11 protein-coding genes are annotated in these 10,855 nt (G+C 74.2%); 4 read left to right on the top strand and 7 right to left on the bottom strand.

Annotation, left to right across the window (positions count from 1 at the left end; genetic code table 11):
• Positions 1-23: 23 nt before the first annotated feature.
• From fliG to flgB, 5 genes are read right to left on the bottom strand one after another with little or no spacing between them, the layout of a single operon-like run.
• Positions 24-1,052 (bottom strand): flagellar motor switch protein FliG, encoded by a 1,029-nt coding sequence (gene fliG / locus V9U69_RS17020; RefSeq protein WP_337063047.1) that lies wholly within the window; start codon positions 1,050-1,052, stop codon positions 24-26.
• Between the two features lie 3 nt (positions 1,053-1,055).
• Entirely contained in the window at positions 1,056-2,654 is a 1,599-nt protein-coding gene (fliF, locus tag V9U69_RS17025) for a flagellar basal-body MS-ring/collar protein FliF (RefSeq protein ID WP_337063048.1), read from the bottom strand.
• Positions 2,654-3,079 carry a flagellar hook-basal body complex protein FliE gene (gene fliE / locus V9U69_RS17030; protein ID WP_337063049.1) on the bottom strand — a complete coding sequence of 142 codons (426 nt, stop codon included), beginning with the start codon at positions 3,077-3,079 and terminating at the stop codon, positions 2,654-2,656. The genes fliF and fliE overlap by 1 nt, the downstream gene beginning before the upstream one ends.
• Before the next feature lie 5 nt (positions 3,080-3,084).
• A complete protein-coding gene (gene flgC, locus V9U69_RS17035) occupies positions 3,085-3,480 on the bottom strand; it encodes a flagellar basal body rod protein FlgC (protein WP_337063050.1) in 396 nt (131 codons plus the stop codon).
• 55 nt (positions 3,481-3,535) lie between these two features.
• Positions 3,536-3,886, bottom strand: coding sequence for a flagellar basal body rod protein FlgB (flgB, locus tag V9U69_RS17040; RefSeq protein ID WP_337063051.1), 351 nt, complete (start codon positions 3,884-3,886; stop codon positions 3,536-3,538).
• A gap of 525 nt (positions 3,887-4,411) precedes the next feature.
• On the opposite strand from flgB, the gene V9U69_RS17045 reads away from it, so the two are divergent.
• On the top strand, positions 4,412-6,796 hold the full coding sequence (locus tag V9U69_RS17045; protein WP_337063052.1) for a hypothetical protein: 2,385 nt from the start codon (positions 4,412-4,414) through the stop codon (positions 6,794-6,796).
• Positions 6,793-7,317, top strand: coding sequence for a hypothetical protein (locus V9U69_RS17050; RefSeq protein WP_337063053.1), 525 nt, complete (start codon positions 6,793-6,795; stop codon positions 7,315-7,317). Before V9U69_RS17045 ends, V9U69_RS17050 begins: the two co-directional genes overlap by 4 nt.
• Positions 7,318-7,406: 89 nt before the next feature.
• Here V9U69_RS17050 and V9U69_RS17055 read toward each other — a convergent pair whose 3' ends face one another.
• Together V9U69_RS17055 and V9U69_RS17060 are read right to left on the bottom strand one after the other, a co-directional pair.
• The gene (locus V9U69_RS17055) at positions 7,407-8,387 is read right to left on the bottom strand and encodes a M56 family metallopeptidase (RefSeq protein ID WP_337063054.1); all 981 of its coding nucleotides are present in this window, start codon (positions 8,385-8,387) and stop codon (positions 7,407-7,409) included.
• A gap of 45 nt (positions 8,388-8,432) precedes the next feature.
• Positions 8,433-8,834: a BlaI/MecI/CopY family transcriptional regulator gene (locus tag V9U69_RS17060; RefSeq protein ID WP_308220316.1), complete on the bottom strand. Its 402-nt coding sequence runs from the start codon at positions 8,832-8,834 to the stop codon at positions 8,433-8,435.
• A 163-nt stretch (positions 8,835-8,997) separates the two neighbouring features.
• Here V9U69_RS17060 and V9U69_RS17065 point away from each other — a divergent pair, with 163 nt between their 5' ends.
• A complete protein-coding gene (locus V9U69_RS17065) occupies positions 8,998-10,455 on the top strand; it encodes a cytochrome ubiquinol oxidase subunit I (RefSeq protein ID WP_337063055.1) in 1,458 nt (485 codons plus the stop codon).
• Between the two features lie 45 nt (positions 10,456-10,500).
• A partial coding sequence (gene cydB / locus V9U69_RS17070) for a cytochrome d ubiquinol oxidase subunit II (RefSeq protein WP_442907806.1) occupies positions 10,501-10,855 on the top strand: 355 nt, incomplete at its 3' end.

Here is a 10,855-nt window from a genome sequence, read left to right on the forward strand (position 1 = left end):
ACCCCCGTGCGGCGCGGGGTGCGTCAGGCCACGAAGTCATCGTCACCGCCGCGCGTCAGCACGATCTGGCCGGACTCCTCCAGCTGGCGGATGACCTGCACGACCTTCTGCTGCGACTCCTCGACGGCGGACGTGCGGACGGGCCCGAGCATCTCGATCTCGTCGAGGAGGTTCTCGCGGGCGCGCTCGGAGACGTTGCGCAGGATCTTGTCGCGCACCGAGTCCTTGACGCCCTTGAGGGCGGTGGCCAGGTCGGCCGTCTCCACGCCGCGCAGGACCAGCTGGATGGCGCGGTCGTCGAGGGTGGTGATGTCCTCGAAGACGAACATGAGGGCGCGGATCTCCTCGGCCAGGGGGGCGTCCTTGGCGGACAGGCCCTCGAGGATGCTGCGCTCGGTGCCGCGGTCGGCGCGGTTGATGATGTCGACCAGGGGCTGCACACCGCCGACGGCGGTGTTCTGCTTGGCCTGCAGCACCGTGGAGGTGCGGCGCTGGACGACGTCCTCGATGAGGCGCACGTACTCGGTGCTGGTGGCCTCCATGGTGGCGATGCGGTAGGCGATGTCCGCCTGCATCTCCGGGGAGAGGCCCCCGAGGATCATCGACGCCTGGTCGGGGCGCAGGTGCGCCACGACCAGGGCGATGGTCTGCGGGTGCTCACCGGTGAGGAAGGTGAGGATCTGCTGCGGGTCGGCCTGGTGCAGGAACTGGAACGGCTGCACGACCTGCGACTCGGCGACGCGGCCGAGGACCTCGGCCGCCCCGTCGGCACCCAGGGCGCCCTCCAGGAGGGCCTGGGCGAAGTCCATGCCGCCGGCGCCACCGCGCAGCGGCGCGGCGATCATCGAGTGGAACTCCTCCAGGACCACGCCGGCGACCTCCGGGGAGACCGCGCGCAGCCGCAGGATCTCGGCGGTCAGCTCCTCGATCTCGGCCGGCCGCATGTGGGAGAGCACCTTCGCGGCGTTCTCCTGGCCGACCTGCACGAGCAGGACCGCGGCCTTCTGCGCCCCGGACAGGGGGGCGACCTCGATCTCCGTGGACGTCGTCACGGGTCAGGACCTCCGATCGGCGAGCCAGCCGCGGAGCAGTTCCGCGACTTCCTCGGGCTGGCGGGAGACGAGTTCGACGACCTCGGTGCGGCGGGCCGCCGCGGCCTCCAGGGCCGGGTCGACCGGCGCCGCCTCGAGCGCCACTGGACGTTCGGCAGGAGCGTCCAGCTGCTTGAGCTCCTCGTCCGCCGTGATGTCGCCCAGGTCGATCGGGGCGACGTCCAGGACGTCCACCGTCTCCACCTTGCGGCGGCGGAAGGCCAGCAGGACGACCACGAGCATGATCAGGACCAGGAGGGCGAGCGCACCGGTCTTGGCGTAGCCGACGAGGGCGTCGCGCTGCTCCTGCTCCTCCGCGGCGGCGAGCGCCTCGGCCGCGGCGTCGGCGGCACCGGTGTCGAAGGCGATCTTCTGCACGGTGACGGTGTCCCCGCGGGCGGGGTCGAGGCCGGCGGCCTGCGTCACGAGCTGGGTGATCGCGTTGACGTCGGCGGCACCGGCGTTCGCGGCGTCGACGACGACGGCGACGGACTGGCGCTCGACCTTGCCGGGCGCCTGCTTGGTCGTCGTCTCGATGCGGTTGATCGAGTTGTTGAGGGTCTCGGAGCGCTTCTCGTACGCGCTCGTGCCGGCTTCACCGGCGGGGACCTGGATGTTGTCCGGGCCCAGGACGCCGGTGGCGGCGCCGGCAGCGCCCCCGGTGTACGTCTCGGTGTCGGTGGTGCTGGCCAGCGGGTCGATCTCCTCCGGCTGCTCGTACACCAGGGAGTTCTGCGTGGTGTCGTCGAAGTTCAGCGTCGCGTTGACGGTGGCCTTGACGTTGCCCGCGCCGAGGACGCCCTCGAGCATCTGCTGGAGGTTGGCGCTCTGGGTGGTGTTGTAGTCGCTGGTCTTCTCCTGCTGCGCGGAGCTGCCCGAGTCTTCGCCGGACAGGGTGCGGCCCCGGTCGTCGACGACGGAGACGTTCTTGGGGTCCATGCCCTCGACGCCGCCGGCGACGAGGTTGACGATGGAGGTCACCTGGTCGTCGGACAGCTGCTCGCCCGGCTTCAGCTTGACGAGGACCGACGCGGTGGTGGGGTCCTCCTCGTCGAGGAAGACGTCCTTCTTCGGGATGGCCAGGTTCACGACGGCGGACTCGACACCGTCGATGGACTGGACGGTCTGCTCCAGCTCGTTGGCGAGGTCGCGCTGGTAGGCCTTCTGCTGCACGAACTCCGAGGTGGTCACCCCGGACTGCTCCAGCAGGGAGAAGCCGGAGTCGGTGTCGGCGGGCAGCCCCTCGCCGGACATGGCCAGGCGCTGGTCGTAGACGACCTCCTGCGGCACCGTGATGGTGGTGCCGCCGTCGGCGAGCTCGTACGCGACGCCGTCGGCCTTGAGCTTCTCCACGATGGCGCTGGCGTCGGAACCGGAGAGGTTCGAGAACAGCGGCGCGTACGCGGGCGTCGAGGCCCAGCGGGAGAACACCACCCCGCCCGCGAGCAGGGCCACCAGGACCGCGATGACGACGGCCTTCTGGCCGGCGGAGAAGGTCTTGAACCCCTCCCCGAAGCGCTTGGCGCCGTCGACGATCGCCGCGGGCCCCTTGCTCTTCGCCATCAGATCTGCATCCTCATGATCTCGTTGAACGCCTCGACGGCCTTGTCACGGATCGCCACGGTCAGCTGGGTGGTCAGCTGCGCCTCGTTGCTGGCGATCATGTAGTCGTGCACGTTGGTCAGGTCGCCGGTGGCGGCCTTCACAGCCAGGTCATCGGCGTTCGACTGCACGCTCTGGAGCTTGTCCAGGCCACCGGAGAGCAGCGTCGCGAAGTCGGTGCCGGAGGCGTCGCCGACCGCGCCGGTGCCGGTGGTGCCGGTGACGCCTGCGAGGTTCGCGATGCCGGTGGTGCCGGTGACGGCCTGCGCGCCGGTGGTGACCCCGCGCGTCATCTGCGCGTTGTCCGTGTTCTCCAGGCCCTGTCCCCAGCCGACGGCCTGGGTGCCGAGGGAGCCGCCGACGGAGGCGATCGACTCGATGCTCACCGCGCTCACCCCCTCCCGAGCTGCAGGGCGGCCTGGTAGGCGTCCTTGGCGCTGGTGATGGTCTGCAGGTTCGCCTGGTAGGCGCGCTGCGCCATCATCAGGCTCGTCATCTGCGTGCTCATGTCGATGTCGGGGTACTTCACGTACCCGTTCTCGTCCGCCAGCGGGTGGTCCGGCTCGTGGACCATGCGCCCCTCGGGACTGCCGGTGACGATGCCGGCGACCTGGGTGCCCTTGCCGTCACCGGCCTCGGTGGCCACCACGTAGCGCGCGGCGAACGCGTCCTCGTCGGTGCGCTTGACGGTGTTGATGTTGGCGAGGTTGTCGCTGACGGCGTCCATCCACTTGCGGTTCACCGTGACGCCGGTGCCGGCGATGCCGATCGCGTCGAAGAGGCTCATGGGTCGGGGGCTCCGGATCAGGTGGTGGGCACGGGGCGGTGGTGCGGGCGCGTCATCAAGCGCGGCCCATGGCGGTGCGCAGCAGCGAGTACTTGGTGTTCAGCGCCGACAGCGCCGTCTGGTAGCTCAGGCCCGTGGAGATGCTGGAGATCGTCTCCTCGTCGAGGTTGACGTTGTTGCCGTCCTCGCGGGTGGGCTCCAGGGACTTGGCGGTGGTGATGCCGGACGTCGCGGCCGCGCGGGCGTCGCCGGTGGCGACGGCCCGGGCCAGCGACTTCTCGAAGGAGACCTTGTTGGCGGTGTAGTGCGGGGTGTTGATGTTCGCGATGTTGTCGGCGATGGCGCGCTGGCGGGCCTGCAGCCCGTCCAGCGCCGTGTGCAGCGCGACGCTGGTGAGATCGGCCACGGGACCACCTTCCGACGGGCCCCCCGGCCACGGCCGTGGGGGACTTCTCTCGTACGCGGCCGTCCTGGCCCGCTCAGCGGTGCTTCCTGCACCCAGGCACTCAATCGGCCCCCGGGGTGGGCGCCTTGAGCGCGCGGGGCCCCGTCGGCGCCGATTCCGCCCGCTCCGCAGCCGCTGCCACCCGTTCGGCCCAGCGGTGCCGGCGGGTCGGCACGGCGCGTGATCGCCGGCCTCCCCGATCGGCCCTGCCACGACCCGCCGGGCGCACCCCGGCGGCGGTGCCGGGGCGCGGGCGCGCACCGGCCGGACGGCACCCGCCCGTGCCCGCGGGAGCCGCGGGCCCCGCGCCAGTGGTGACGCCGCGTGCCCGTGCTCACCCGTCCGGAGCACCCTCGGCGGAGCAGGCCGGGCCGGGAGCGTGCTCAAGGCCCGTGCCCCGGGCGCCGAGAACAGGGCAGCGATCGAGCCCGCCGCCCAGTGCGGTGCGCGCCGACCGGGCACCCGTCAGCCACCCCGAGGCAGGACATGACGCTCATCGACGACCCGACGACAACGGGCCCCGCCCCCGCCGAGCTCCCCGCGGAACCCCTCGCCGAGCCCGGCGAGGGGGCCCACCCGCTGGACGGCGACCTGCTGCACCTGGCGGGCGAGACGGCCGCGCTGGCGGCCGAGGAGGCGCAGGAGCACCGCGCCGGCACGCTGCGCTCGCTGGAGGGCGCGCTGCGCGCCCAGGACGACCTGGGCCGGTGGGCGGACTGCGACCTGTTCGCCGTGCTGGACGTCGACGGTCCCGGCGCCCCGGCACCGGAGCGGCGCAGCCTGCTGCGCTCCGGTGCGCTGCGCACCGTGCTGGTCTTCGCCCCCGTCATGGTGACGTGGGCGGGCCTGCTCTTCGCCGGGCGCGCGTACGGCGAGATGACCGAGGCGGGCGAGAACGGCGAGGGGCTGTCGTTCCTGCAGCTGTGGCTGGACGGCTTCGGCGGGCGCACCTTCTTCTCCCTGGACCGGGTCGCCGAGCTGGCGGTGGCGCTGATCACGGCGGCGATCGTCGTCAGCGTCGCCACCGACCGCCGGCACCGCGCCGACGACGAGGCGGCCGCGGCCGCCGACGCGGCGCACCGGCACCGCCTGCGCGCGCTGGCCTCGCGCGTCACGCTGGCGCTGGCCCCGCACCGCAGCAACGCCGCCGAGCAGCTGGGAGCGCACTTCGAGCGCGGTCTGACCGAGCTGGGGCGGCTGGTCGCCGAGACGATCCGCCTGCACGCCGACACCAGCACCCTCGTCGGTCACGTGCGCGCGGCCAGCTCCACCGCGATCGAGGCGGCCCGCGCCGCGAACGCGGGCGGCGAGCAGGTCGCCGGTGCGGCGCAGCGCCTGGAGGCCGCGGTCACCGAGGCGATGGGCAACCACCGCGAGCAGATCGCCGCCGACCGCGCCCAGCACACCGCGACGCTGCGCGAGTCCACCGACCGCCTGGAGCGCTCGCTGGGCCAGCTGGAGGAGGCCAGCGCCGAGGCGCTGCGCGAGAGCTTCGCCAGCCGCGACCGGGTCCTGGGGGCCGTGGAGGGCGTGACCACCTCGGTGACGCTGCTGTCCACCGAGACCCGCGCCGCGATGGCCGACCTGGCCTCCTCGGCGCGCGACATGAGCAAGCACAGCGCCGACTTCGGCGAGCAGGTCACCGGTCACCTCGAGGCGCTGAGCACCACGGCCCGCGAGTCGGTGGAGAGGATCTCCACCGCGACCGCGGAGGTCACCGGGGAGCTGACCCGCACGGCCGCCGCGCACGTGGAGCGGCTGCAGTCGACGGTGCTGGAGTCCATCGAGAAGGTCACCGCGGTGACCGGCGACGCGTTCAGCGAGCACGTCGCGGCGTCCGCCGAGCAGGCGGCCCGCACGATGGAGACGCTGCGCGCGGACGTGCAGCGCACCTCCGAGGCCGCCGAGCGCGCCCTGGGCGCGGCGGTGCGCGGGCTGGACGACGCCGCCGACGAGCAGCAGCGCCGGCTGCGCCACGACGAGCGGATGGCGGCGCTGCTGGAGGCGCAGAACGCCGTGCTGGAGACCTGGCGGGGCGTGGAGGCGCGCCTGGAGGCCGCCGCCCACGACATGCGGGGGGTGCCGAGCTGGCTGGAGGCGGTGCAGCACGAGCACGCCGACGCCACCGGCCGCGCCCTGGCGAGCCTGGGCGCGGCCCTGGAGGAGGCCGTGTCCGCGAACGTGCGCGAGACGCTGGCGATGGCGCAGGACGACCACGTGCGCCAGGTCAACCGCGCCTACCGCGACGCCAGCCGGATGATGCAGCAGGAGCTGACCGGCAGCATCGGTGCGCTGCTGGAGTCGGTGCCGCAGCAGGCGGCGTCGCAGGCCGCGTCGCAGGCGGCCCGCGAGGCCGCGCACGAGGCGGCGCACGAGGCCGCGGCGCAGGCGGTGCAGCGGATCGAGCGGCAGCGGGCCGCCGAGCGCGCCGCGGAGCAGCGCGCCGCCCGCCAGCGGGCGGCCGAGCAGCGGGTGGCGCAGCAGGCGCCGGCCGCGGCGGGCGCCCCGGCGGTGCCCGCGACGGCCCCGGTGTCGCGCCCGGTGTCCAGGCCGGTGTCGCAGCCGATGTCGCAGGTGGCGTCGCAGGTGGCGTCGAGGTCCGTCGCGCAGCCGGTGGCCAGGCCCGCGGAGCAGCCGGTGGTGTCCGCACCCGCGATGTCGCCGCAGCGGCGGGTGGCGAACCGCTACGCCGCCAACGGCTACCCCTCGGACGGCTACCCCTCGGAGCGGCACGCCGCCCCGGCGGCCCGCGCCGTGCGCGCGCCCGAGCGCGCCCCGGCCGAGGACGCCGAGCAGGAGGAGTTCGTGGCGGTGCCCGTCCGCACGCTGCCGTCCTCGGCGGCGCGGCGCTACCAGCAGGTGCCCTCGTGAGCCGCGCGCGCGGTTCGTCGCACACGTTCGCCGGCTGGGTGTTCGCGGACGCCCTGCTGGCCATGACGATCATCGGCCTGGCGGCCGGGGGTGCGGCGCAGGCCGGTCAGCCGGAACCGGCGCCGGTGGTGGTGACCGCCCCGGCCCCGACCCCCACCGAGACCGCGCCGCCCGCTCCCCCGGCACCCCCGGCCCCGCCGGCCGACGGCGTGGCGCAGGCTCCCGTCGTGCTGGAGCTGCCGCTGCGGGACGCCTCGGACGAGGCGATCCGGGCGGCGGTGGCCGGTGCGGCCGGTGAGCTGTCGGCGCAGGGGCGCCGGGCGGCGTTCGTGCTGACGTTCGGCACGGCGTCGACGCCGGGTGCGGGCACGGCGCTGGCGCGCCGGGTCAACGCCCAGCTGGACGCGGCGGCCGGTCAGGTGTTCGCCGGCTCGGCCAAGCGCGACTTCTGGCGCGCGGTGAACGCGCAGTCCCCCGAGGCGGGCGTGGTGCGCCTGGAGGTCTACCTCCTGCAGCAGTAGCCCTCCCTCCCCCTCCCTCCCCAGCCCGCGGTGATCAAGGAAGTTGCCACTTCCTTGATCACCGCGGGCTGCGGGGGTTGCCGGAGGGGTCAGCCGGCGAGGGCGCGCCAGCTGTCCGAGATCCAGGGCACGGCGATGGCCAGCGTCGGCACGCCCAGCACCCCGACGGCGGCCGCGTAGGCGCCGGCGGCCAGCCCGCGGTGCGGCGGGCGGCGGCCGGTCCCGGCCGGCGCCTGCGCCAGGCGGCGCACCCGGGTGAGGGCGTCGGCGCCCACCCGCAGCTCCCCCTGCCCGTCGGCGCCCGCGCCCTGGCCGGGGGCGGAGGCCAGCTGCACCAGGGCCTGCGCCAGCGGCAGCGGGCCGGTGCGGCGGCGTGCGGCGTCGTCGGCGAGCATCTCCACGAGCAGCCGCACGGTGTCCAGCGCGGCGCGGGAGGAGACGACGCGCGGGAACGCGGCGTGCAGCACGGTGAAGGCCTCGAGGACGAGGTCGTGGCGGGCGCGCAGGTGGGCCTGCTCGTGGGCGAGGACGGCACCGACCTCCTCGTGGCTCAGCTCGCGCAGGACGGCGTCGCTGATGACGACGCGGTTGCCGCCGACGCCGGGCACGCAGTAGGCGACGCGGGCGGGACCGGTGAGCACCCGCAGCACGCGTGCTCCGGCCTCCCCGAGCAGCGCGCGGTCGACGGCGGCGGAGGTGTCGCGGTGGTGCAGCAGGTCGACCATCTCGCGGTGGCGGCGCCGGCGGCGGCGGGTGCGCACGGCCACGAGGGCGGCCACGGCCCAGAAGCGGACGGTGACGACGGCGACGAAGCCGGTGCCCAGGCCGATGAGGGTGGTCTGGGCCAGGCCGTGGCGGGCGAGGAAGGGCAGGCCGGGCTGCTCGGTGAACAGCATCGTCAGGGAGGACAGGCCCGCCCCGAGGGTGGCCAGGACGGCGGCCAGGGCCACGGCCTGCCACAGCACGAGCGCGGCGCGCGGCACCTGCCAGGTCCAGCGGGCGCGGGCCAGCAGGGCGGGCACGGGGCCGGCGAGCAGCACGGCCAGGGCCGCGAACCAGAAGGCGGTCACCGCCGGCTCACCGCCCGCCGCCGGGCGCCGGCGCCGTGGGCCGCCTCACGGGGCGGGCGCGGTCTCTCCCCCGCTGGGCGCCTGCGGGCGGGACAGCGCGTCGAGGGCGTCGCGCAGGGCGGCCGCCTCGGCCGGGGACACGCCACCGACGAAGTGCACCAGGGCGGCCTGGCGCGTGTCCACGGCGTCGACGCCGCCGAGGGCGTCGAGCATGAGGCCGGCGACCATCTGCTCACGGCTGGCGGAGGGGCTGTAGCGGAAGGCGCGACCCTCGCGCGCCTGGCGCACGACGCCCTTCTTGGCGAGGCGGTCCAGCACGGTCATGACCGTGGTGTAGGCGATCTTGCGGTGGGCGGCGAGCTGCTCGTGGACCTCGCGCACGGTCAGGGGGGTGCCGGCCGCCCACAGCCGGTCCATCACGTCGCGTTCGAGCTCTCCCAGTGCCACGGGGGCATGGTACGCGAGCGGGTGTGACGAACGCGACCCGTCGTACTACCCCTCGTCGTAGAAATCCAGGGCCGATCGACCTACCCTGGACACATCTACGACAGCACGTAGTTGACGGTCCGCCGCGGTGGGCCGCCCCCTCCGAGACCGTCGAGGCACCCGCGTGGACACCGAGCTCCTGACCCGGCTGCAGTTCGCCGTCACGACGCTCTACCACTACCTGTTCGTCCCGGTGTCGATCAGCCTGTCGCTGTTCGCCGCCCTGCTGCAGAGCACCTCCGTGGTGCTCGCCCGGCGCGGCGCCGCGCGGCGCTCGGAGGTCTTCGACCGCCTGGCGCTGCTGACCGGCAAGCTGCTCATGGTCACCTTCGCCGTCGGCGTCGTCACCGGCCTGGTGCAGGAGTTCCAGTTCGGTCTGTCCTGGAGCGAATTCGCCCGCTTCTACGGCGACGTCTTCGGCCCCACCCTGGCCGTGGAGGGCATGCTCGCGTTCTTCCTGGAGGCCACGTTCCTGGGGCTGTGGTGGTTCGGGCGCGACCGCCTGCCCCGCGCGCTGCACCTGGCGACGATCTGGGTCGTCGCCGTCGGCACCACGATCTCCGCGTTCGTCATCCTCGCCGCCAACTCCTTCATGCAGAACCCCGTCGCCTACACGATCGACGAGGCCACCGGCCGCGCCCGCCTGGGCAGCTTCCGCGACCTGCTGCTGAACGAGGTGAACCTGGCGGCGTTCCCGCACACCCTCGCCGGCGCCGTGATGGCCGGCGGTGCGCTCGTGATGGCCGTGGGCGTGTGGCACCTGCTGCGCGGCGGCCACGAGGCCGGCTCGGAGGAGTTCGGCGCCTTCCGCACCCTGTCCCGCTTCGGCGCCTGGGCCACCCTGGCCGGCGGCGCGGCCACCGCGATCACCGGCGACCTGCTCGGCAAGGTCATCACCGTCGTGCAGCCGATGAAGATGGCCGCCGCGGAGGCCCTGTACGAGACGACGACCTCCGCCCCGTTCTCGATCTTCGCCTACGCCCCGCCCGGTTCGGACCGCCCCACGTTCAGCATCGAGGTCCCCGGCCTGCTCTCCTTCCTGGGCAAGGGGTCCTTCACCGCCGAGATCTCCGGCCTGAAGGACCTCCAGGAGGCGTACGCCGCCCAGTTCGGCCCCGGCGACTACACCCCCTGGGTGCCGGCGGCGTTCTGGAGCTTCCGCCTCATGATCGGCGTGGGGATGCTCGCCGCCGCGGTCGCCCTGGTGCACCTGTGGGTCACCCGCAAGAGCCGGCCGATCGCGGTGGACACCCGCCTGGCCTCCACCGTCCTGTGGTCGGTGCCGGTGCTGCCGCTGCTGCCGCTGGCCGCGAACTCCTTCGGCTGGATCTTCACCGAGACCGGCCGCCAGCCCTGGCTGGTGTTCGGCCTGTACCGCACCGCCGACGGCGTCTCCCCCGGCCTGACCGCCGGTGAGGTCGCGCTCAGCCTGGCCGCGTTCACCCTCGTCTACGGCGCGCTGGCCTGGGCGTGGACCGTCCTCGTCACCCGCCTGGTCCGCAAGGGCCTGCCGGACCTCCCGGCCGCCCACCGGCGGGGCGCCGACGAGAGCGACGACGCCGACGTGGCCCTGACCTACTGACCCACCCGCTGACCCACCCGCTTCCGACCTGGAGTTCTCGTGGACCTGCCCGTCGTCTGGTTCGGCATCGCGGTGCTGGCCTGGGTGCTGTTCTTCGTCCTGGAGGGGTTCGACTTCGGCGTCGGCTTCCTCGGCCCGCTGCTGGGCCGCACCGACGCCGAGCGCGGCGCCGCCGTGCGCACCGTCGGCCCCGTGTGGGACGGCAACGAGGTGTGGCTCGTCGCCGCGATCGGCGTGACGTTCGCCGCGTTCCCCGACTGGTACGCGGCCCTGCTGTCGGGGCTGTACCTGCCGATGGTGGCGATCCTGCTGCTGCTCGCCGTGCGCGGGGTGGCGATCGAGTTCCGCGGCAAGCACGACTCGGCGAGCTGGCACGCGCGCTGCGACGCCTTCCTGGCCG

It is taken from the genome of Kineococcus sp. G2, assembly GCF_037154035.1.
Lineage (GTDB): Bacteria > Actinomycetota > Actinomycetes > Actinomycetales > Kineococcaceae > Kineococcus.

Excerpts from the sequence above, each read along its gene's own strand:
- fliF (WP_337063048.1), bottom strand. The coding sequence starts at position 2,654 with ATGGCGAAGAGCAAGGGGCCCGCGGCGATCGTCGACGGCGCCAAGCGC.
- flgC (WP_337063050.1), bottom strand. The coding sequence starts at position 3,480 with ATGAGCCTCTTCGACGCGATCGGCATCGCCGGCACCGGCGTCACGGTG.
- V9U69_RS17045 (WP_337063052.1), top strand. The coding sequence starts at position 4,412 with ATGACGCTCATCGACGACCCGACGACAACGGGCCCCGCCCCCGCCGAG.